Source organism: Mesorhizobium sp. ORS 3428, from assembly GCF_001854785.1.
Taxonomy (GTDB): domain Bacteria; phylum Pseudomonadota; class Alphaproteobacteria; order Rhizobiales; family Rhizobiaceae; genus Mesorhizobium.
This window is the reverse complement of the sequence record NZ_MDFL01000001.1, coordinates 1-22,863: the sequence shown is the minus strand read 5'-3', so window position 1 is coordinate 22,863 and position 22,863 is coordinate 1. Positions and strand designations below refer to the sequence as shown.

The 22,863-nt window shown below is 62.1% G+C and carries 17 protein-coding genes, 1 tRNA gene and 1 pseudogene; 12 read left to right on the top strand and 7 right to left on the bottom strand.

Annotation, left to right across the window (positions count from 1 at the left end; translation table 11 throughout):
- The first annotated feature begins 17 nt into the window (after positions 1-17).
- The 7 genes and pseudogenes from fdhE (at position 18) to ORS3428_RS00065 (ending at position 6,203) form a co-directional block, all read left to right on the top strand.
- Entirely contained in the window at positions 18-935 is a 918-nt protein-coding gene (fdhE, locus tag ORS3428_RS00090; RefSeq protein WP_071093773.1) for a formate dehydrogenase accessory protein FdhE, read from the top strand.
- A gap of 7 nt (positions 936-942) precedes the next feature.
- On the top strand, positions 943-2,361 hold the full coding sequence (selA, locus tag ORS3428_RS00085) for an L-seryl-tRNA(Sec) selenium transferase (protein WP_071093772.1): 1,419 nt from the start codon (positions 943-945) through the stop codon (positions 2,359-2,361).
- Positions 2,348-3,136, top strand: coding sequence for a tetratricopeptide repeat protein (locus ORS3428_RS00080; protein WP_071093771.1), 789 nt, complete (start codon positions 2,348-2,350; stop codon positions 3,134-3,136). Before selA ends, ORS3428_RS00080 begins: the two co-directional genes overlap by 14 nt.
- Positions 3,133-4,959, top strand: a pseudogene (gene selB, locus ORS3428_RS00075) (selenocysteine-specific translation elongation factor); the annotation flags it as partial. The gene ORS3428_RS00080 and the pseudogene selB, both read left to right, overlap by 4 nt.
- Positions 4,960-5,082: 123 nt before the next feature.
- Positions 5,083-5,178 (top strand) — tRNA-Sec (locus ORS3428_RS33155).
- 55 nt (positions 5,179-5,233) lie between these two features.
- Complete coding sequence (locus tag ORS3428_RS00070; protein WP_071093769.1) at positions 5,234-5,674, top strand: hypothetical protein; 441 nt, start codon at positions 5,234-5,236, stop codon at positions 5,672-5,674.
- 91 nt (positions 5,675-5,765) lie between these two features.
- The gene (locus ORS3428_RS00065; protein ID WP_071093768.1) at positions 5,766-6,203 is read left to right on the top strand and encodes a CBS domain-containing protein; all 438 of its coding nucleotides are present in this window, start codon (positions 5,766-5,768) and stop codon (positions 6,201-6,203) included.
- A gap of 221 nt (positions 6,204-6,424) precedes the next feature.
- Here ORS3428_RS00065 and ORS3428_RS00060 read toward each other — a convergent pair whose 3' ends face one another.
- From ORS3428_RS00060 to ORS3428_RS00035, 6 genes are all read right to left on the bottom strand, one after another.
- Complete coding sequence (locus tag ORS3428_RS00060; protein ID WP_071094026.1) at positions 6,425-6,862, bottom strand: DUF2267 domain-containing protein; 438 nt, start codon at positions 6,860-6,862, stop codon at positions 6,425-6,427.
- Positions 6,863-6,965: 103 nt separating this feature from the next.
- Positions 6,966-8,939, bottom strand: coding sequence for a protein-L-isoaspartate(D-aspartate) O-methyltransferase (locus ORS3428_RS00055; RefSeq protein ID WP_071093767.1), 1,974 nt, complete (start codon positions 8,937-8,939; stop codon positions 6,966-6,968).
- Positions 8,940-9,303: 364 nt separating this feature from the next.
- A complete protein-coding gene (locus ORS3428_RS00050; protein WP_071093766.1) occupies positions 9,304-10,344 on the bottom strand; it encodes a heme-dependent oxidative N-demethylase family protein in 1,041 nt (346 codons plus the stop codon).
- A 13-nt stretch (positions 10,345-10,357) separates the two neighbouring features.
- Positions 10,358-11,323 carry a PDR/VanB family oxidoreductase gene (locus tag ORS3428_RS00045; protein WP_071093765.1) on the bottom strand — a complete coding sequence of 322 codons (966 nt, stop codon included), beginning with the start codon at positions 11,321-11,323 and terminating at the stop codon, positions 10,358-10,360.
- A complete protein-coding gene (locus tag ORS3428_RS00040) occupies positions 11,320-11,919 on the bottom strand; it encodes a dimethylamine monooxygenase subunit DmmA family protein (RefSeq protein ID WP_131802828.1) in 600 nt (199 codons plus the stop codon). The genes ORS3428_RS00045 and ORS3428_RS00040 overlap by 4 nt, the downstream gene beginning before the upstream one ends.
- Positions 11,920-11,990: 71 nt before the next feature.
- Positions 11,991-13,124: an aminomethyltransferase family protein gene (locus tag ORS3428_RS00035; RefSeq protein ID WP_071093764.1), complete on the bottom strand. Its 1,134-nt coding sequence runs from the start codon at positions 13,122-13,124 to the stop codon at positions 11,991-11,993.
- Positions 13,125-13,409: 285 nt separating this feature from the next.
- On the opposite strand from ORS3428_RS00035, the gene ORS3428_RS00030 reads away from it, so the two are divergent.
- Positions 13,410-14,150: a FadR/GntR family transcriptional regulator gene (locus ORS3428_RS00030; protein WP_201788286.1), complete on the top strand. Its 741-nt coding sequence runs from the start codon at positions 13,410-13,412 to the stop codon at positions 14,148-14,150.
- Positions 14,151-14,157: 7 nt separating this feature from the next.
- On the opposite strand, the gene ORS3428_RS00025 is transcribed toward ORS3428_RS00030, so the two are convergent.
- The gene (locus tag ORS3428_RS00025; RefSeq protein ID WP_071093762.1) at positions 14,158-15,453 is read right to left on the bottom strand and encodes an ABC transporter substrate-binding protein; all 1,296 of its coding nucleotides are present in this window, start codon (positions 15,451-15,453) and stop codon (positions 14,158-14,160) included.
- Between the two features lie 163 nt (positions 15,454-15,616).
- Between ORS3428_RS00025 and ORS3428_RS00020 the strand changes: the two genes are divergently transcribed.
- The 4 genes from ORS3428_RS00020 (at position 15,617) to ORS3428_RS00005 (ending at position 22,487) form a co-directional block, all read left to right on the top strand.
- The gene (locus ORS3428_RS00020; RefSeq protein ID WP_172833632.1) at positions 15,617-16,957 is read left to right on the top strand and encodes an NAD(P)-binding domain-containing protein; all 1,341 of its coding nucleotides are present in this window, start codon (positions 15,617-15,619) and stop codon (positions 16,955-16,957) included.
- A gap of 138 nt (positions 16,958-17,095) precedes the next feature.
- Entirely contained in the window at positions 17,096-18,163 is a 1,068-nt protein-coding gene (locus ORS3428_RS00015; RefSeq protein ID WP_071093760.1) for a GlxA family transcriptional regulator, read from the top strand.
- Positions 18,164-18,238: 75 nt separating this feature from the next.
- Positions 18,239-20,602, top strand: a complete 2,364-nt coding sequence (locus tag ORS3428_RS00010) for a DUF1989 domain-containing protein (RefSeq protein ID WP_071093759.1) — start codon at positions 18,239-18,241, stop codon at positions 20,600-20,602.
- Positions 20,603-20,777: 175 nt separating this feature from the next.
- Positions 20,778-22,487: an APC family permease gene (locus tag ORS3428_RS00005; protein WP_071093758.1), complete on the top strand. Its 1,710-nt coding sequence runs from the start codon at positions 20,778-20,780 to the stop codon at positions 22,485-22,487.
- The last annotated feature ends 376 nt before the right edge of the window (positions 22,488-22,863 follow it).

Here is a 22,863-nt window from a genome sequence, read left to right as displayed (position 1 = left end):
CGGTTCGTGAGGTTCGAATGCCAAGACAGATCAATCCGGCCGGATCCGACCCCACCGCCATTGGCGAAGTCTCCGCTCCTCCTTTTGCCCGCCTTCCCGAGCCCGCGCTGCTGTTCTCACGCCGCGCTGAGCGGTGGAACGCGCTGGCGACAGGCCATGACCTTAGTCCCTATCTTCGCTTTCTTGCAGCTCTCGCCGATGCGCAGCGCCGCATTCAGGAAGACTTGGCCGAGCCGGAGATGCCCGATGCCGCGGCGCGCGAGCGTGCGCGCGGCTTCGCAATGCCGCCGCTCGACCGCAACAACCTCGCGCCCGACGCGGCCGCCGAGACACTCGACCGCCTGGTCGTCGCCGCGTCGGAGATCAAGAAGACGGCCGCCGCGGCCGATGCGCTGGACCGTTTGAAGCAGGCCGCTCCGGCGAAGCGCTTTGGCATGGTGCGCAATGTGCTTGCCGACGCGATTCCGATGGCGGCACTCGCCGAGCACGTCTATGTCGCGGCCGCACTGCAGGTTCACTTCGCGCGTCTCGCCGCCCGCCTCGACGCCCGGGCACTGGTACCGGTGGGGGACGGTGCATGCCCTGCCTGCGGCAGCCCGCCGACATCCTCGATCGTCGTCGGCTGGCAGGGCGCTCATGGGTCGCGGTTCTGCGCATGCTCTCTGTGCGGCACACTGTGGAACTACGTGCGCATCAAATGCACGCTCTGCGGCTCGACCAAGGGCATCGGCTACCAGGAGATCGACGGCGGGCCGGGCACGGTAAAGGCCGAGACCTGCGATTCCTGCGGGTGCTATGTGAAGATCCTTCATCAGCATCAGGATCCCGGTCTCGACCCGGTTGCCGACGACGTGGCGACGCTGGGGCTCGACATCCTTGTCCGCGAAGGCGGCTATCGCCGCGGATCCGTCAACCCGTTCCTGATCGGCTATTGAGGGTGCTATGACCGGTCTGCCTGCAAGCCGCCTGCGCGAGCTCCCATCAGTCGATCGGGTGCTCAAGTCTCCGCTGGCAGCCGCGGCGGTCGAGCGCTTCGGGCAGCAATCCACGACGCGCGCCATCCGGGAGGCGCTCGAAGAAGCACGGGCGGCTTGCTGTGGCGGGGCTGAAGTGCCTGAGCCGAGCGACCTCGCCGCCGACGCGCTGCTCCGCCTCAAGGCCGCGGAGCGCCCGTCGCTGCGCCCGGTTTTCAACCTGACCGGCACAGTGCTGCACACCAACCTTGGCCGTGCGCTCATCGCGGGCGAAGCTTTGGAGGCGATGCGTGCTGCCGCGAGCGAAGCAATGGCGCTCGAATTCGACATCGGATCGGGCAGACGCGGAGAACGTGACGATCATCTGCGGGCACTCATATGCGAATTCACCGGGGCCGAGGACGCAACCGTCGTCAACAACAACGCGGCGGCGGTGCTTCTCGTCCTGAACACCCTCTCGCTTGGCCGCGAGGCCGTTGTGTCGCGCGGCGAACTGATCGAGATCGGCGGCTCATTCCGCATGCCGGACATCATGACCCGCGCGGGCGCGAAACTCGTTGAGGTCGGCACCACCAACCGCACGCATCCCAGCGATTATCTGTCGGCCATCTCTCCGGCGACCGGGCTTCTCTTCAAGGTGCACACGTCCAACTACCGGATCGATGGGTTCACGGCAGAGGTTCCGGCGCGTGAACTTTCGGCGATCGCCAGGGAGCGCGATGTGCCTCTCGTCYATGATCTCGGCTCAGGCACGCTCATCGATCTCGCCCAATAYGGACTCGCGCGCGAGCCTACTGTGCGCGAAGCGGTCGCGGACGGCGCCGATCTCGTCACCTTCTCGGGCGACAAGCTGCTCGGCGGGCCGCAGGCAGGTTTCATCGTCGGCCGGAAGGATCTTCTTGCCAAGGTCAACCGGAACCCGATCAAGAGGGCACTTCGCCTCGACAAGCTCCGGCTGGCCGCTTTGGAGGCGACGCTGAAGCTCTATCGCAACCCGGATCGCCTGGTGGAACGTTTGCCGACGCTGAGGCTGCTCGCGCGCCCCGCTATCGATATTGCCGCGCAGGCGCAACGCCTCGCTCCCGTCCTTTCCAATGTTCTGGGCGATGAATTTGCCGTGGACGTGGTGGATTGCTGCAGCCAGGTCGGATCGGGCGCCTTGCCGCTCGACACCGTGCCGAGCGCCGGGATTGCCATCGGCCACCGGTCAGGAAGCGGTCAGGCCCTGGAAGCACTCGCGGCAGCATTGCGGGCGCTGGCCGTTCCGGTGATCGGGCGTATCGAAAAGCAGGCGCTGGTGCTCGATCTGCGCTGCCTCGAAGACGAGGCCGGCTTGGTAGCCAATCTAGCGAGCTTCTCTTCGGGAGGCGGCGGTGCGGTGGCTTGATCGTCTCGCGCGCAAGCCGGCCCGGACATCCGTGGCTGGCCAGTTGGCCGTCGCCATCGACGCTGCCAGACGCGGCGACTACGCCACGGCGCTCGGCATCTGGGAGCCGCTGGCGCGGTCCGGATCGGCTCGCGCCCAAAACAATATCGGCGCCTGCTTCGCCGAGGGGCTCGGCGTCGAGCGCGACGGCGATCTCGCCTTCCGCTGGCTGGCTCTCGCCGCCGAAGCCGGCGATCCGGTCGGACTGCGGAACCTCGCCTCGCTCTGTTTCCGCGGCGAAGGCGTCGAACAGAATTACCGCCGCGCGGCCGAACTCTATCGCGCCGCGGCCGAACGAGGCGACGGACCGGCGCAGGACATGTTGAGCTGGATGTTGCTCGAGGGCGAGGTGATCGAGCCGGATGTCGCCGAAGCGCGGCGCTGGGCGCTGGCCGCCGCCAAGCAAGGGATCGCGTCGGCGATGACACGTATCGGCATGCTCCATCACAATGCACTCGGCGTGTCGCGCGATCCTGCCGAAGCGGTCAGCTGGTGGCGCAAGGCGGCGAAGCTCGGCGATACGGACGGTCAGGCCATGCTCGGCGCCGCCTGCCATCTCGGAGCCGGCACCCCTGCCGATGCTGTCGAAGCCTATGCCTGGCTCCTGCGCGCGCAGGCAGGGGGCAGTGCTCTCGCTGGCCGCTACATCGACGCGGCGCGCGCTGCGCTCACCGCGGACGAAATCGCCGAGGCCGAGCGCCGCGCCGCGTCGCCGCTCAAGGAGCCTGCGCCATGATCGTCGGAACGGCGGGACATGTCGACCACGGTAAGACCGCACTGGTGCAAGCGCTGACCGGCGTCGATACGGACCGGCTGCAGGTAGAGAAGCTGCGAGGCATGACCATCGAGCTTGGCTTCGCCTATCTTCCGACACCGAGCGGAGACGTCGTCGGCTTCATCGACGTTCCCGGCCATGAGCGCTTCGTGCACACCATGGTCGCCGGCGCCAGCGGCATCGATTTCGTCCTACTGGTCGTGGCCGCCGACGACGGCGTCATGCCGCAGACGCGCGAACATCTGGCGATCATCGATCTTCTTGGCGTCAGGCGCGGGCTGGTCGTGCTCTCGAAGTGCGATCTGGCCGACCCGGCACGACGCGCCGCTGCTGCAGCGGAGATCAGTGGCGCCCTCGCCGGCACCGCCCTGGAAGACGCCGGGGTCGTCCCAGTCTCAGCCGTCACCGGCGAGGGCATGGATGACCTCCGGTGCCTGCTGTTCGAGGAGGCGTTGCGCTTTGCCGGACGCTCGGCCTCGAGCCGCTTCCGATTGGCGGTCGACCGCTGCTTTACCCTGCACGGCATTGGTACGGTCGTGACCGGCACCGTCCTGTCAGGTTGCATTGCTGTTGGCGACAGCGTGGTGGTGAGCCCGTCGGGACTTGCCGCGCGCATTCGCTCGATCCACGCACAGAACCGCGTGGCAGAACGCGGCCGCGCGGGGGACCGTTGCGCCCTCTGTCTGACCGGCGACGGCGTCAGCAAGGAAGCAATCCGCCGCGGCGATGTGATCCTCGATCCGGCGCTTCACGCGCCGGCGGATAGAATAGACGCCGAGTTGCGTGTGCTGCCCGGCGAGCGAAAGCCTATCGGGCAGTGGTTCCCGGTGCGGCTCCATCACGCCGCGGCCGAGGTCGGGGCCAGGATCGTTCTCCTCGGCGATGAGCCTATAGCGCCGGGCGGCTCGGCCAAGGTCCAGATCGTTCTGGAGAGCCCGATCGCTGCTACGGCGGGCGACGCCTACGTGATGCGCGACACCTCTGCGCAGCGAACCATAGGCGGCGGGCGCTTCATCGACCTTCGGGCTCCGAGCCGCAAACGCCGCTCACCGGAAAGGTTGGCTAGACTCGAAGCGCAAGCCATCCGGGCTCCGGAAAAGGCTGTCGCTGCGCTTCTCGACACACCGCCTCGCTACCTGGACCTGCAAGCCTTCGCCCGCGACCGTGCGCTGGGCGCCGATGAGGTCGCAAGCCTGATCGATCGTCTCGCCCTTGCCACTATTTGCGTCGGTGAGACTGAGTTCGTGGTCTCGCCGATGCGCTGGGCACGATTCAAGCGCAACCTGAGCATGACATTGGAGGCCTTTCATGCCGACAACCCGGATTTGCCGGGCATCGGAATGGAAAAACTGCGCCTTCAGCTCGATCCGTGTCTTCCCGCACCGGCCTTCGCGGCTGCAATGCGAAGTCTCRCCCGCCTCGGCCAGATCGAGCTTGACGGCGCCTGGATACGGCTTCCGGGGCATGAGGTTCGTCTCGCGGCAAGGGAGGAAGCTCTGTGGCGGGAGATCGAGCCGCGGATAGCCGGCTCGGTGAGATTCCACCCGCCAAGGGTGCGCGACATCGCGGGCGAGCTTGGCAGGCCGGAAGCGGAGATCCGCAAGCTTCTGAAGCTTACCGGCCGCATCGGCATGGTGCATGAGGTTGCACATGATCACTTCTTCCTTCGCTCGGCCCTGGCTGAGATCGTCGACATCGTCTGCAGTCTGGCTGCCGAGCATGACGGGCAGTTCAGCGCCGCGCAGTTTCGCGACAGCGCGGGCAGCGGGCRCAAGGTCGCTGTCCACATCCTCGAATTTCTCGACCGGCACGGCGTCACCTTGCGGCGCGGTGACCTGAGGCGCATCAACAAGCATCGGCTGGACCTGTTTCGACGGGAGGACGACAATCGGGCGCCGATGGCCAAGGGAGGAGCATCGTCCCCGGTGGGGCGTCCGGACTTCAAATCCGGGAGGGGCCGCGAGCCGGTCCTTGGTGGGTTCGACTCCCACTCTCTTCCGCCAACTTCATAGAGCCGGGCCCTGAAAATGTTTCGGACCATTGCGAGGAAATGACGCGATGCCAACATCCTTTCTGCTTGAGCTGAAGACTTCGGCGGAGGCGGCCAAGGCTGCGGAGGGGAGTTTCCGGCGCGAGGCGGCAAGGCAGATTGCAGCGCTGGAGCAGGAACGGGCATTCGCCTTCAGGCGACTCAACCTCATGCAGATGATAGCCGATGCGGTAAGCCCGGCGGAAAGTGAGGATATCGCCGTGGCCAACGCCTTCGCAGCCTTGCGCACTCGCCTCGGCTGGAATGCAGACAGCGAGGCGCGCCTGGAGGTGATCTCGCATTTTGGCTCGGTCGCGCTGGCAATATTCCGGGCTTCAGGCGGAGAGCAATCCGCCGACATCCACGCCGCGCTTGCGGATTTCGAGCATTGGTACTCTGAAACGCGGGGCTCCAGCTTCTGGATCCTGTTTGAGCAGGAGATGCCGGACACGCCTGTCGTCGATTTTTGAGGCCAGTCCGGTCCCGATTTAATGGAACAATACCGCCCCATGATTTGTTGCCACTGCGGCGGCGGGGCCTTGCAACCAGCGGGAGATTCCCATGAAGGTCGGCAACTGTATGACAAAGGACGTCATGCTCGCGAATCCCGAACAGTCAATTCGCGAGATAGCGCAGATGATGAGCAAGCTCGACGCAGGAGCATTGCCCGTGGGCGACAATGACCGCCTGGTCGGTATGATAACCGACCGCGATATCGTCATCCGCGGGATAGCCTTGGGTAAGGGACCTGATGCCAAGGTGCGTGATGTCATGAGCCCGGAGGTGAAATACTGCTTCGAGGACGAGGAGGTCGAGCATGTTCTGGAGAACATGAGCGACCTGCAGGTGCGTCGACTTCCGGTTCTCAATCGAGACAAGYGACTCATCGGCATCGTCTCCCTTGGCGATCTCGCCAGGAATGGCGAGACAACAGAGGCTGGAGCGGCTTTGAGCGGCATCTCGATGCCCGGCGGCATGCATTCGCAAACGTCCCATTGATTGGCGATCGCCCATTGATTGATGGGCGCCAAGTGGGAATACGACATCAGCCTTGTTTGCGGAGCATTCCAGTCTCGGCTGCAGATACCGCCTGCACCAAAGTCCGCCCCGGAGTCGGGGCGGACCGGCCGCCTCCTGATCGGCCGGCGACTTTCGCAGCTTCTGCGCGGTGTTCGGGAATCTAGGCGGCGACCAAGGCACCCTTYCCTGGGGAGGGGCGCCTATACACCGATGCTGTCTGGCCACAGCGTCTGAATGTCCCTCGGAAGGGCATCACGTACCTTCGCCGACTGGCCGAGATCGACATGATGAGCAAGCGCGCCGAACACTGTCCTTGTGGCATCTCGCGGGTCCACTGGCCGCCCAGCTTTCAGCCCCTCCGCAATGGGATTGAGGAATTCGTCGACCGAGCGATCCCGCCTCGGCACGTTGGACGGCTGGTATTGGTCGTAATATGCACCGCGGATCAGCAGCGGCAGTTCAGCACCTAGATTGGCTCCCAGTTCCGCAGGCAACCTGTCGCGCAAAGCACGCAGAACCACGCCAAGCGCATGCCATGCAAGCTGCCGATCCGGGCCGAGGTCGTCCATAATCTCGTTCAGCCAGATATTGGTGACCTGCACAGTTTTGTCGAAAACGTCTAGGCCGTTAGCGCTCATCATCGCCTCCTGAATGGAAGCCCTCCGCACGCCCCATTACAGACAGAACACCCGACGCAAGCTATTGTTTCGTCGATCCGGCCTTTTGTTCCGGCGCGTTAAACTACAGGCCAAACGGGAAGGTGTCGGGAACCCGACCGCCCTCGCCTTCGAACGGCAACGGCGTCACTGCCTTCGTCTCATCAAACCAGACAAATGCATCAAACTGCCGCGACAGCGAGGCCTCCGCATAGTGGCTCAGCAGTTCGGTCTCGGGCCGGTATATGACACCGATGAACCGCTCGAGCCGCGGAGCCGCAAGGGCGTCTGTCACCTGGTTATTCTGTTGAAAATCGACCAACGCGCGGCGTTTTCCAGCCAGGTTGAAGCATCGCTCCACGCTTTCTTCGTGAGAGGGTCGGACTTCCTTCACCTCCATMGGGCCGTCCCAGTCGCTTGCGGCTGCCACGGTTCCGGCATGGGTGCCAAAACCGACCAACGCAACCTCGCTGCCGAATCTTTCCCGACAGAGCTGACCGATGTTGAGTTCCCGACGGACCTTCCCCATCTCGGTTTCGCGAGCATCGCCGACATGCGAATTGTGTGCCCAAACGACGGCTTTGGCGTCCGAGCCCCGTGCCTCGAGCAGATGCTCAAGCGTTTCGAACATGTGCCGATCGCGCAAATTCCATGTTTCGGCGCCGCCGTAATACATGACGCGATAGTACCGCTCCGCCGACGCTATCAGCCTGGCGTTCTGCGCAGCATCGAGGAACTCGTCACCGCCCTCGCTCGCATAGCGAAGCTCATTTTCGAGAAGCTCCCGGCATTGCCTTGCCACAGCCTCCTCGCAGGTACGATATCCGGTAGTGAGCACGGCGCGCCCGTAGGTGGAGGGTTCGTTTTGCCACGGCGTCAGGCATCCGTATCGCTCGCGTGCCACCGATGCGGCCTCGGGGTCGATCTCGTCGAGGTAAGCCAAAACGGCGGCGATCGAACCGCTCATGTTGTAAATGTCGAGACCGTAGATGCCGGCTTGTCGGCCGGGATCGGCGGCTTCATTGCGCGTGCGAAGATCGCGCAGGAAGGCATCGAACTCCCGATTGCGCCACATCCAGCTCGGAAAGCGCCTGAAAGGCTTGGGCTCGCTTTCGCGCGCCGGAAATCCGCGAACGAAGCGGTTCACGGCTGACGCGTCAGGCCAATCGGCTTCCAGCGCGATGATCGTGAAACCGTGATGCTGAACCAGCCGCCGCGTAATCGCTGCGCGGGCTCGGTAAAATTCCGACGTACCGTGGCTCGACTCTCCCAGCAAAATGATCCGTCGATCTGCAAACCTGTCGAAGAATTCACCGAACGCCTGATCCTCCGGTTCCGGCAGGTCTTCCGCGGCGTGGCAAATCAGTTCGGGCAGGCTCTTCTTCGAAAAACTGGGAGGGCGTTCGGCCGTTTCGGGCCATCCATGGTTCCCGATGAGCGGCACAAACATCACGCCGCCTAGGTCTTCCTCCTCGAACTTGTTCGCCCCGACGCGGGTCACGCGGACGAGGCGCTGCTCTATCTCGTTGGTTCCCACCGGAATGATCAGCCGACCGCCAATGTCGAGCTGGTCCTTGAGGGCATCGGGCACGGCCGGTCCGCCAGCCGCCACGATTATGGCACCGAATGGAGCTTCCTCTGGCCAGCCCTTGCTTCCATCGCCGATGCGCAGCTCGACGTTGTCGATATCCAGCCGCTCCAGCCGACTGYGCGCCTTCTCGCCAAGGGCGCTGTGCCGTTCAACCRTGAACACGCGATCGGYAACCTTGGCAATGATCGCCGCGGCATAGCCAGATCCGGTGCCGACCTCGAGCACGCGGTCCGTCGCCTCGACCTCCGCCGCCTCGATCATATAGGCGACGATAAACGGCTGCGAAATCGTCTGGCCGTGACCGATCGGCAGCGGCGAATCCTCGTATGCAAACTCCTCAAAACCCTCTTCGACAAATACCTCGCGTGGAACCTGGYGCATCGCTGCAAGCACTCTGGCATCGCGAATACCGCGTCGCGCGAGTTGGGTGGCCACCATGTGATGCCGGGCATGTTCGAAATCGAGCATCGGTTCCTCCCCTGTTATCGAACTTGCCAGAACCAAAACTGTTCCGATCGATCGGGGGAGGTGAACGGACGCAACTGATTGCATCAGGCAGGGCTGCATCCGCCGCATCTGGAAGGTCTCAGCGAATGCGAGACGGGGAATTGGCGAACCGGCCCGCAACGTCAAAAACCGGGCCTATCCGATAACACTGATTCAAATATTAAAGAATTGGACGCAACCTTCTGATATTTAATAATTTCACTGCGCCCGGAAGCCAACCTTATTGAGAATCAAAAGCCAGGAGCAGTGATGTTGGACAGCGCTTGCATTCTCTCTGCGCTGGGAAGACGACTGCCCGCCTCTCCGCCTCTGCGCCAGCGATGAGTCAGTCCGGCCAAATGCCCGGTGACGTCGGCGCCCCGTCGTCATATTTCGACAGCCATTCCACGATCTTCGGTCGATTGCTGATGAAGCCCTTGTAGGTCGCCAGTTCTGTCGGCAGATCGCGGATAACGCGGTGGAAGCGCCGGGCCCATTTCGGCACCGTTACCAGTTCGTCGAGCTTGATGAGGTAGCAGCGGATCGGAAAGACCAGCGCATTCGAGCGAGGGAGGCGGAAGAAGGTCTGCAATTCGACGCGCAGATGCATCATCTGCCCMATATTCTCCAGCGTCAGGTCGCGCTTCATCGCGCCCCATTTGTGATAGTTCTCCGGGCTGGTGTCGAGCAGGGGATTGACTGTCATGGTCCAGTTGRGACGGCGCGCCGGCGAGCCCTGCTGAACGTTCAGGAGGAATTTCAACGCCCGCTGGAAGATGCCCATTTCGTGCGCCTTAGGCACTGGGGCGTGCCACTCGAAGAAGTTCATGCCGATATCGAAATCGAGGCTCCAGTCGGCCTGAGTGGTGACCATGCCGGCGTCCATCCACAGGTTCTCGTCGCGCTGGTCGAGCAGCGCAAAGTCGCCCTGTGTCTGCCGCGTAATGTATTCCATCGGGCCGTAGGGCAATGTGGTCTCATCGAGGAAGGTGAACTTCTGTTCGATCCCCAGCGGGCGATTGATCCAGTGCCATTTGGCGCCGTCGCGACGGAGTTCGAAAAGCTCGGGATACTCCTCCGCCTTGGAGGTCATGATCAGTTCCAGCAGGTCCCAGCCGGCAAGCGTCATGTGCGGCAATGACTGGCAGCGCAACGGGTCTTCGGCCAGGACGCGGGCTCGGTCGCGCATCTCCGAAACATAGTGTTCGTCCACGTCGAAGGTCCGCTCGTAGACGCTGCCCGGACGGTATGACTTATGCGGCTCCAGGTTCACCGAGTACATGTAGCTGTCCTCGGGGAACGGGAAAGGGAAGCGCTTGATCGCCTCGGGCGAGTTGCGGAAGGTGAAGTCGTCGTGAAAGGTTTCTTCCTTGAAGACAATCGTCATCGCAACCTCCTCCCTATCGATCCAACACCAGCGAATTGCCTTCGAAGCGTGATACGCAAGGCATGATCTTGGTGCCGCTGGCACATTGCGACGGCGTCAGCCAATGATCCTTGTGCAGGAACGCTCCTTCATATTCGAGGACGTCCGTCTCRCACTGACCGCAGGCACCGCCGCGGCAGAGATAGGGCGCCTCGACTCCCGCCGCTTCGATCGCTTCGAGCAGGCTTTGATGCTCGCCGACCAGGATCAGCTTGTTCGAGCGCGCCAGCATGACCTCGAAGGGCTTGCCTGAGGCGGGTGCGAGGAATTCCTCGTGATGCACCGCCTCGCGTGGCCACCCCAGCGCTGTCGCGGTCTTGCGCACCCAGGCGATCATACCCTTGGGCCCGCAGACATAGACATGGGTGCCGAGCGGCTGCCCCTCGAGCAGTGCCGGCAGGTCGATCCGCTCGCCACGGTCGTCATGGTAGAGATGCACGCGCGGGCGATGGTTGGCCACTAGCTCGTCCGCGTAGGAAGCGAGGGACGCTGTCCGCACGGAGTAGTGTAACTCGAAGTTTCCGTTCATGGCGGCGAGTTGCTTGATCTGCGCCAGGAACGGCGTGATGCCGATGCCTCCGGCGAGCAACAGGTGCTTTCGCGCCCGCAAATCCAGCGCGAAGAGATTAACCGGGTTGGAGATGACCATCTCCATTCCCGGCCTTACCTGCCGGTGCATGAACAGCGAGCCGCCCCTCCCCGTGTCGTCGCGGCGGATCGATATCGAATAGCCCTGCCGGTCGGCAGGATCGCTCATGAGCGAATACGGATTGCGGCGCACGCGCTCCCCGTCATTCATCTCCACGACAGTATGCGCGCCGCCCGAGAAAGTAGGCATCGGGCCACCGTCGCGGCGCACAAACCTGAAACGGGTGACAAGCTCGTTGACCGGCGTTACCTCGGCCACTTTCACGGGTATTTTTGCCGCTCCTGCACTCATCTGAACCGCTCCACCGATTCCGGAATGTTGCCGGGGTCTTCGGCATCGACGCGCACCCCCTGGAATGCCGCTATGCGGCGCGAATAGTGATCGCGCACGAACAGATGCAGCCCACAATGCGCGCATTGGAAAGGATCGTGCGTCACGTCTTCGGTAATGCCTTTGCAATGCACGCACTGCACGCGACGCGCGGTAGAGCCGCGGTGCTCCGTCTGGATCGCGGAATGTGGGATGCCGGCCTCAGTGGCCTCCAACATTGCCTGGCCCATCAGCCCCTCGGTTCCCGCCAGATAGACCTGCAGGCCCATATGCGCCCCAGCAAGGACCCGCCTTAGCCGTGGCAGTGCGGCATCGTAGCTCGGGCCGACATAAAGTTGGGCAGGGGCAAGTTGCTCCAGCCTGGCAACGAACCTGTCCRCAGTCTTTTTGGGAATGTAGATGATGTGGGCCTTGGCGAAGAAATCGGGGGCCGCGGAGGCGGCCAAATCGAGAATTGCCTCCGCACCTTCGGCGTCGGCGACCATCAGATGCAACCGCCCCGGCCGCATCTCCAGCACGCCATAGACGGGACGGCTGGGAATCGAGCATTCCAACACTGGCTTTAACCCTCGGCTCCGTTTTGGTTGGCTTGCGGGCTTGAACCCCGTTTGCGACGTCTCACCACGGCCTATCCCTTGGCGGTGCGACGCTTCTTCTCCGGATCAAAGAATGGCATCGAATGGGCGACGCAAGGGATTTCACCGGTCGAATTCCGAACGGTCATCCTTACCCCGTCGACCGCGCAATCGACTGGCATGCGGGCAATGCCGATGTTGTGCTTGTTGAGGCTGGAGTACATGCCGATCGTTACCACGCCGACCTTTTTGCCGTCCTTGAGCAGCGGCGCGCCCTCCTCGGCCGGCGTCGTGCCTTCGAGCTTGACGCCGTAGATCTTGAAGCGCTCCTTGCCCTTCAGCCGATAGTGCTCCTCGGCGCCGCGGAAGCCCACCTTACCGGGCGAGACCGTGAAGTCGAGCCCAAGTTCCCACAGCGTGTCGCCGGGGCCTTCGTTCTCGAAAGGATATTTTTCCGAATTGTCGTAGGGGAAGAACAACAGATAGCTTTCGGCCCTCAGCAGATCGAGCGTCGTGAACCGGCAGGGGATGATGCCCATGTCCGCGCCCTCCTCCAGGATCCGGTCCCAGATCGCCGGAGCATCCTGGCCGCGGCAGAAAATCTCGTAGCCGCGCTCGCCCGTGTAGCCGGTGCGCGAGATCGTCACCRGCAGACCGAAAAGCGACGTGTGCATATGGCTGAAGTAATTCAGCTTTCGGATGTCCTCTACGTGCTTCTGCAGGTAGTCGACGGCAAGCGGTCCCTGCAGCGACAGGTCGTGGAGATTGTCATCGAAGCGGATGGCAACGTCGCGCCCGGTAGCCGCCATCGTGAGCTGTTCATGGGCGCCGCCCGAGCCATGCACGACCATCCAGCTGTTTGGCCCCATACGGTAGATCACGCAGTCGTCGATGAACTTGCCGGCGTCGTTCAGCATGGTCGCATACACCGAACGGCCGGGCATGATTTTTTCGGCGTTGCGCGTCGTGGCGCGGTCGATGATGTGGGTGGCCGCAGGGCCGTTCAAGTGCACCTTCTTCAAGCCGGAAACGTCCATCAGGCCGGCCTTGGTGCGGATCGCCAGATATTCGCGTTCCGGGTCGCCCGAATACTGCCAGGCGGTGCCCATGCCGCTCCAGTCTTCGAGCTTCGAACCAAGTGCACGATGGCGATCGGCAAGCGTGGAAAATCTCCAGGAATTGGTCATTGCATTCCCCTTTTTTATACCAATTATTGAACCAGTTTGTGTGAACTGGTTCGGGAAATCAATACTCCTGTTAAAATTTTTTACCTGAGAGCAAAAATGACTGATCGGACATCCCGGCAAGGAAGAGCCGAAGGCCAACCGAAATGGACGTCGAGACACGCACGCGAAACAGACCGCGAAATGCCAGATTGGCTATCGGGATCAGCTGAACGCCCAAAGGGCGCGGGCGTCGGTGCCGGCTTGCGCGGCCAACCGGAACCATCGCAAATAGATGCGAACTTTCGGATGTCGAAAGGATCGTCGTTGATGTCATCGAACCATGAGGCCGCCTCGGCACTCATCGCGGATCATTCAATCACTGCCACGGTTCGTGTCGTGGTGGACACGCTGCTGGCGCGAATAAGATCTCAGCAATACGCCGCCGACGAACGGCTGCCTTCGGAACGAACACTGGCCGGTGAACTTGGTGTCGCACGGAACACGGTTCGCGAGGCGCTGGACATACTGGAGACTCATGGCTTCATCCGCCGGCGTGCCGGCAGCGGCAGCTTCGTGAAGGGTCAGGCAGCATCCGAGGACGCGACCGGCGGGGTCGCCGCCGAGACGAGCCCGCTCGACCTTTTGGTGATGCGCGGAATAATCGAACCCGACATGATGAGACTCGCCATCATCAACATGTCGCCCCGTGCCATCGAAGGACTGAGCGAGATCTTGTCCGCCATGGAAGGGGTTCAAACCGACGCGGCGGAGTTCGCCCGGCTCGAGGACGAATTCCATCGTCAAGTAGCCCGCGGCGCCGGAAATCCGCTGCTGACGTCATGCTATGATCTGTTGCTGCAGGCTCGCCGCCAGGGCTTCCGCGCCGCCCTCAACCGGCGACATCTCACACCCAGGCGAATACAGGACTACCAGCGCCGCTACAACACGCTGCTCAATGCGATCATCGCCCGGGATATCGAGAGTGCGGTCGAATTCACCAAGCTGCTCCTGATTGAGGAACAAAAGCTGCTTCTGCAGGAAGATTGAGTCTCGGTCAGTCGGATCCGGCGGCGATGCGCAGCTCTCCGGAGACACTGGAATGACGTTGATCCCACATCAGCCCAAGCACGCGCATTTCTTTGCGCAGCCGGGCGCCGTGTCTTTCCAGCCAGGCCGCGACCGACCCAAAGGCCACGATGCGCGCTTGGCCATTCGTAATGCGTACGACGGGCCAGTCGCCGATCAGGGCGTTGTCATTTCCGAACAGGTCCGAGCCCGCCCATTTCGCTATCCCGAACGCATGTTCGCCGAGCCCGCCGTGCTTCATCGCCGCAAGGACGGAGACCGGCGCTGCCGTTCCGGCTTTCTCGACCGCCGCATGCCAAAGGTCGAGCGTGGCAACGTACTCCCAGGAAACCGCGCTCCAGCTGTCCGGGAAACGCTGGTTGTACTCCGCGAAGAACTCGGCCGGGCGATTGAAGAAGAATGCCTTGTCGCGCAGCTCCGGATCGTCGAAATCCGGGAACTGGAACAGAAAGCCCTCCATGAAATCGACCGATGTCCGCTCGATCAGCCGCCGATAATAGTCGGCGGTACAGGAAATGATCTGGCCCCGAAATCCTGAGCGGAAAGCAGCCTCGGTCAGCGCGTGAACCATCGGCTCATAGCTCGTGCACCAACACAAAATGTCGGGATTGCCGGCCAGCATTGCGCCAACGATCTCGTCGGCGTTCGTCGCCTCTGGCGCATAACGGATCTCGCCCACCGACGCGATCCCCTCAGCCGCGAAGGCAGCCCGATAGGTAGCCAGCGAAGGCAGGCCCAGCGCATCCGTCTGGCTGCACATCGCCACGCGGCGCAGGTCGGGGCGGTTGCGTGCAAGCCATTCGACCGCCGTGACGTTGTAGAGGGGATGGATCTCGCTCGGTGCGATCAGGTACGGTGTATCGGGCGAAAGATCGCTCGGCAGCAGCGTCGAGGTCAGGATCTTGCGCGACATGAGATAGTCCTGGATCGGACGGAACGTGTCGCCTCCGTGCATCATCAGCAGTCCCACCCCGTGATCCTGAACGAGACGCCGAGCCCCCTCTGCGGCCCGCTCAGGTTCATACCTGCAGTCCTCGGCCAGGAGTTGGACGTTGTGCCGCGTCCCGCCGATGAGCATTCCGCCCGTTCGATTGATCCAATCCACCCAAATGCGGCAGCCGTTCAATCCCGGCAGCCCCCAAGAGCGAACAGGCCCRCTGAGCGGCCCGAGAAAGCCCACTTTGACCACTCGTTGCGCGCCGACGCCCAGCCGTTTGACCTGGGCGTTCACTGCAAGTCGTTGCACTAGGCTGGCGGCGTTCATGGCGCACTCCTTCCCCGCTGCTCATAGACCGAGGCTAATCCTGGCGCAAATTGATTTTCCTTCCATGAATATTAGTTGACAAATCTGCCGTTTCGATCATAACTGGTTTGAACCAAAAGAACCAAACGCCACAAACTGGTTCAGACCAAATGGGAGAATCATCATGAAGAAACGGATTGCCGTCATCGGTGCCGGCCCGTCCGGCTTGGCTCAGCTGCGCGCCTTTGCCTCGGCGGCGCCGAAAGCGGAGATCCCCGAGATTGTCTGCTTCGAAAAGCAGAGGAATTGGGGAGGGCTGTGGAACTATACGTGGCGCACAGGCCTGGACGAATTTGGCGAGCCGGTGCATGGCTCGATGTATCGTTATCTCTGGTCCAACGGCCCGAAGGAAGGTCTGGAGTTCGCGGACTACACCTTCGAGGAGCACTTCGGCAAACAGATTGCTTCCTATCCGCCCCGGGCCGTGTTGTTCGACTACATCGAAGGACGCGTGAAGAAGGCGGGCGTGCGTCCGTGGATACGCTTCTCCAGCGTCGTCAGGTATGTGACCTGGAGCCCTGAGACCCGCAGGTTCACGGTGCTCGTGCAGGATCTTCCCAATGACCGATCCTACTCGGAAGAGTTCGATCACGTGATCGTCGCGTCAGGCCATTTTTCAACGCCAAACGTGCCGGAATTCCCCGGGTTCGACACGTTCAACGGCCRCATCCTGCATGCGCACGACTTCCGCGACGCGCGGGAATTTGTCGGTCAGGACATACTGATCGTCGGAACCAGCTACTCAGCCGAGGATATCGGTTCCCAGTGCTGGAAGTACGGCTGCAAGTCGGTCACGGTCAGCCACCGCACCCAGGCCATGGGCTTCAAGTGGCCTGCCAACTGGAAGGAAGTGCCTCTGCTGACCAAGGTCGAAGGCAACACCGCGACCTTCAGGGATGGCTCGACGGCGACGRTCAACGCGATCATCCTTTGCACCGGCTACAAGCACCATTTCCCGTTCATGTCCGACGACTTGCGCCTGCGCACCGCGAACAGGCTGGCCACGGCGGATCTCTACAAGGGCGTGGTCTACGTCCATAACCCGGCGCTGTTTTATCTCGGCATGCAGGACCAATGGTACACCTTCAATATGTTCGATGCGCAGGCATGGTGGGTGCGCGACGTTATCCTGGGCAGGATCAAGCTGCCCGCCTCCAAGAACGAGCTTATCGCCGACGTCGAGAAGCGGGTCGCTGACGAGGATGCGGGGAAGGACAGCTATGACGCGATCCGCTACCAGGGCAACTATATCAAGGAGTTGATCGCCGAGACCGACTATCCAAGTTTCGACGTCGACGGCGCCGACGAGGCTTTCTTCCAGTGGAAGAAGCACAAGGTCGAGGACATCATGGCGTTCCGCGACAACAGCTACCGGTCGGTCATGACCGGTACCATGGCGCCGAAACATCACACGCCCTGGAAAGACGCGCTGGACGATACGATGCAGAGCTATCTGCGCAACTGAACTTGGCTGCGCAGCAATTTGTCCCGGAGCTATGCCGACCGTTACTCCCGTGACGGRCTTAGTATAGTTCCGGTCAGAGGAGAAGAACCACTCCATACTTCGCCAAGAGGTAATGGCAAATGAAGAGGAGGAGCCGGGATGCCAACTGCACCGACCRCACAAAGGTCGTTTAGTTTCTACCTTTTGCCCGGCTTCTCGCTCCAAGCCTTCTCTTGCGCGGTAGAGGTGCTGCGGTTAGCCAATGAGGCAATCGGCAGGAACGTCTACAGCTGGCAAGTCATATCTGAAAACGGGCAACCCGTAATGTCGAGTTGCCGCCTGGCTGTCAGCGTCGACTCCACGTTGAGAGACGAGCGCGAGAGAACCCAAAATTCAAACTCGATGTTCGCCGCCGCGGTCATATGYGGCGGCAGCRCAATCCCGCATCCGGACAGGCAGCTCGATGCATGGCTAAGGGAATGCCGCATACGTCGCATTCCCCTCATCTGCCTCGGCAGCGGTACCATCGTCGTTGCACGGGCTGGACTGGCAGATGGGCGTCGTTGCGCGGTTCACTGGGAACAGCTTCCGCTATTTTGCGAGCAGTTTCCCGGGATAGAGTCCACGCAGACGGCCTTTGAACATGATGGAGACCTGCATACCTGCTCGGGCGGGGATGCGTCTTTCGACATGTTTCTGCACCTGGTTGAACGTGACCATGGTTCAACCGTCGTCAGTCRCATTTGCGAAAAAGCTATCGCATACCGAATGCGTTCGCCCGGAGAGCGACAGCGTCTGCCTCTCCATTCTCGTGTCAGGCTCAACCACCAGGCAGTGATGAAAGTCATCGGCCTGATGGAGGCAAGCATAGATGATCCTATGCCGGTCGATAATCTTGTAGCGCTGAGTGGAATATCTCGCCGGCAGATTGAAAGGCTTTTCGAGAGAGAGTTGGGGCGCTCACCGAACCGATACTACCTGGAACTCCGTCTGGAGCGGGCCCACTTGCTTCTCGTCAGCACAAACCTGGCGGTCGTGGAAGTTGCGGTGGCCTGCGGTTTTGTCTCGCCTTCGCACTTTTCCAAAGTCTATCGCGACGCCTACGGATGCGCTCCGCATCAAACACGGTTGGCTGCCCGCGAAACTGAAAGCAAACGTCCGATCCGCACGACGCTGGGATCGGACAGCATCGAGGCTTCCGAACAGAGGCTCCTTATGACCGCGTAGAGGTACGCATCGGGTTGGTTCTTAGGCGAACCCTGAAGCCGCTGCTCGATCGTGCCTTTGCCATGGGAGGTGGTAATGACGCTCGCAAACTATCCTGCCGTCACGAACGGTCCACCGAAACCCAGCCAGGTCTTGCAGCCTGGGCTGCTGGTGCCGGGCACGGAGCGGTATCATGTGCCAGGTGCGGGCGCTGCGATCATCGAGATCGAGCCCGGCGACCGCGTCACCATCCGCAATCTCGAAGGAGGGCAGGCCTGCGAACTCCTGGCCTTCGATCCACAAGGACGGATCGACTGCGGCATAGTCGGCGCTCGCGCCAACAGCGACGCCTCGGGGCTCAAGTCGCTGATCGCCGATGGCGATGACAGCCTGCAGAAGATCCGGTTGGGTCTCGCCCGCCGCAACGTAGACCTCGGCCGGGCCGAGGCGGTGCGCTTCTTCGATGCGAACACCCCTGCCGGAACAGAAGAGAGCTTCATCGTTGCCCGCACTGGCATGCTGGCTGTGGCTGCTCCCGGGGGACCGATGAGCATAGACAGCCAGGACACGGCAACCCCGCTTGTGGTCATTGTCAAGCGGGCGACTGTCCGCGCCGCCGGCAAGTCCGACCTCCCCGATCCACTCGCCGACCTGGTGCTCGACCTCCGGGTCAAGTCGCGCACGGCCGAAGCCTATTTCGTCAAGGCCGGCGACTACATCCAGATCATTGACGTCGATGGCCRCCAATGCACCGACTTCCAGTGTTTCTCGGCGCGCAAACTCGACAAGGGGCGCGACCTTGCCCTCGACGTCACGGCCACCCGCTCACTGATGGGCCACGCCTATCCGATGCCGGGCCTGCATTCGAAATATTTCGATCAGGATTTCGAGCCGCTGGTGGAAGTCGTTCAGGACACCTGTGGCCGGCACGATGCCTTCGCGCTGGCCTGCCACGCCAAATATTACGACGATATCGGTTACCCGGGTCACATCAACTGCTCGGAGAATTTCAACGGTGCGCTCACCCCGCATGGCGTCACGCCCCGGGCCGGCTGGATGGCGGTGAACTTCTTTTTCAATACCGGCATCGATGCACATGGCGTCATGTATTTCGACGAGCCATGGTCGCGACCGGGCGACTACGTGCTCCTGCGGGCGCTGACCGACATCGTCTGYGTGTCTTCCGCCTGTCCGGACGACACCTCCCCGGCCAATGGCTGGAACCTCACCGATATCCACGTCCGGACTTATGCCGGGCAGAACAAATTCCAGCGAGCGATCGTCAGACGCACGACCCCGGAGGCCGAACCCAAGATGACCCGCGAGACCGCCTTCCATTCGAGCTTCRCCAAGCACACCCGCAATTTCGTTGAGTACAAGGGCTACTGGCTGCCGCAGGAATTCTCCAAGGAAGGTGCGATCGAGGAATATTGGGCCTGTCGCGAGAAGGCGGTGGTGATGGACCTCTCGGCGCTACGCAAGTTTGAGGTCACGGGCCCGGATTCCGAAGCGCTGATGCAGTACGCGCTGACGCGCGACATCAAGAAGCTTGGAGTCGGCCAGGTGGTCTACACTGCCATGTGCTACGAGCACGGCGGCATGGTCGACGACGGCACGCTGCTGCGTCTCGGCAAAGACAATTTCCGCTGGGTCTGCGGTGACGACTATTCCGGCGTCTGGCTACGCGAGCAGGCGGAGAAGCTCGGTCTGAAAGTGTTGGTTCGCTCCTCGACCGACCAGATGCACAATATCGCCGTACAGGGACCGCGGAGCCGCGACATCCTCAAGGAAATCATCTGGACGCCGCCTCACCAGCCGGCGCTGGCTGAACTCGAATGGTTCCGCTTTACCATCGGCCGCGTCGGCGAGGCCACCGGCGTGCCGATCATGGTGTCGCGCACCGGCTATACCGGCGAGCTCGGCTACGAGCTTTGGTGCCATCCGCGCGATGCTGAAAAGGTCTTCGACGCGGTTTGGGAAGCGGGCCAGCCGCATGGGCTGAAGCCGATGGGCCTTGCGGCACTCGACATGGTGCGCATTGAGGCAGGCCTTATCTTCGCCAATTACGAGTTCTCCGACCAGACCGATCCGTTTGAGGCCGGCATCGGCTTCACCGTGCCGCTCAAGACCAAGACCGACGACTTCATAGGGCGTGAGGCCCTGATCCGGCGCAAGGAGCATCCAATTCACAAGCTGGTCGGTCTCGACATCGATTCGAACGTCGCTGTCGGCCATGGCGACTGCGTCCATATTGGCCGCGCCCAGATCGGCGTCGTCACCTCGTCGATGCGCTCGCCTGTGCTCAAGAAGAACATCGCCCTCGCCCGTATCGACGCCACCCATGCGGAAGTCGGCACCGAGGTCGAGATCGGCAAGCTCGATGGCCAGCAAAAGCGCCTGCCGGCGCGCGTCGTGCCCTTCGCCCACTACGATCCAAAGAAGGAAAGACCAAGGTCGTAGGAAAAGTACTTGGAGGAAAAGCCGACAAAACGCTTGACGGCATAAGTGATTAGAGGGATCTGTTTTAATATAAGGAAAAAAACAAGCCTGACAAGAAACACGTATTCGACCCCCTAAAGGGARGGGGGCCGAAACGGCTGGGAACACTCGAACCTCAAACAATGGGATGTAGGTCATGACTGTTTTAGCGAATACCTACGCGGAGGCATCCGCGGGGCAGTTACACAGAACCATCGATTGGCGCGGTGCGTTTTGGGTGRCAAGCGGCGTTCCCGCCCTTGTCCTGTTCTCGATCGGCGGCATTRCCGGAACGACCGGCACGCTGGCCTTCCTGATCTGGACGTTGTCCATGATCATGGGCTTTCTGCAGTCCTTCACCTACGCGGAAATTGCTGGCCTGTTCCCGAACAAGTCCGGCGGCGCCTCGGTCTACGGCGCGACCGCCTGGCTGCGATACTCGAAATTCATCGCGCCGCTGTCAGTCTGGTGCAACTGGTTCGCCTGGTCGCCGGTGCTGTCGCTGGGCTGCTCGATCGCAGCCGCCTATATCCTCAACGCGCTGGCGCCGGCGCCGGTCTTCACTGAGACCTCTCCGGAGGTGGTGGCCTACATCGCAGCGCATGCCGGCACAAGCGCCGCCGACGCTGTTGCCGCGGTGACGGCCGCCGCAACGCCCGCGATACGCAATTGGACGCTGTTCAGCCACACCCTGGGCCCGGTCTCCTTCTCGCTCAACGCCACCTTCTTCATCGGCGCAGTCTTGATGCTCATCATCTTCGCGATCCAGCACCGCGGCATTCTGGGCACGGCCAATGTGCAGAAATATATCGGCCTGCTTGTCATCATCCCGATGCTGATCGTCGGCGTCGTGCCGATCTTCACCGGCCAGATCAACTACGCAAACTTCTCGCCGCTGGTGCCGCTCGCCGCCGCCTACGCGCCCGATCCGGGCTCTTGGAACACGGCCGGCTGGACGCTGGCGCTTGGCGGCATGTTCATCGCCGCATGGTCGACCTACGGCTTCGAAACCGCGGTCTGCTACACGTCGGAATTCAAGAACCCGGGCGCCGACACCTTCAAAGCCATCTTCTATTCCGGCCTGCTGTGCATGCTGCTGTTCATCCTCGTGCCCTTCACCTTCCAGGGCGTTCTGGGCTTGAACGGCATGCTGGCGACGCCGATCGTCGACGGCTCAGGCGTGGCGGACGCGCTGGCCGGCATGGTTGGCGGCGGCAAGCTCGTCCACAGCTTGCTGGTGATGCTGATGATCCTGGCGCTTGTCCTCTGCATTATGACGGCCATGGCCGGCTCATCGCGCACGCTCTACCAAGGCTCGGTCGACGGCTGGCTGCCGCGCTATCTCAGCCACGTAAACGGACACGGCGCGCCGACGCGGGCGATGTGGACCGATCTCTGCTTCAACCTGATCGTACTTGCCATCGCCTCTGCCGACGCCACGAGCTTCTTCTTCATTCTCGCGGTGTCGAACTGCGGCTACATCATCTTCAACTTCCTCAACCTCAACTCCGGGTGGATCCACCGCATCGACAACGGCCACATCGACCGGCCGTGGAAGGCGCCGACCTGGCTCTTGGGGATCGGGGCGATCTTTGCCTATGTCAACGCAGCCTTCATGGGCGCCGGAGCCAAGGTCTGGAACCCGGTGGCGCTGTGGGCCGGCCTGTTCACGGCGGCGCTGATCATCCCGGTATTCTGCTTCCGTCACTACATCCAGGACGGCGGCAAGTTCCCCGACCACATGCTTGACGATCTCGGCATGCAGTCCACCGACCTCGCGACCAGGAAGGCAGGAATCTTGCCCTATCTGACCCTCGTGGCCGGCCTGATCGTGGTTCTGGTCGCCAATCGGATCTTTGTGCTTTGAGCGACGGACCAGGCATGGAACCCCTCCCCGGCCCGGCTCGGCGCTGAGCCGAGGCGGCTTGGCCACCGCCTGCTCGCGCGGGCGGTGGCTCCTTTCGCCCGTCGATGGATGTCGCGGTCGCACAGGCGGCGAAGGTTGCCGGCGCCACCACGCCAGTGCCCCAGCGGGACCGATAACCACGGCGCTTTGGTGGCCAACACGCTGGCCTCGGCGTAGCTCGCAGCCAATTTGGCAAAGCCACAGGCTTAAATGGTTCCGCAGTATTCCCAACAACCCCCATCTTTGAGGCAAATACAATGGCCGAAGTGAAGTCCGACATCGAGATCGCGCGCGCCGCCCGGAAGAAACCGATCCAGGAGATCGGCGCCAAGATCGG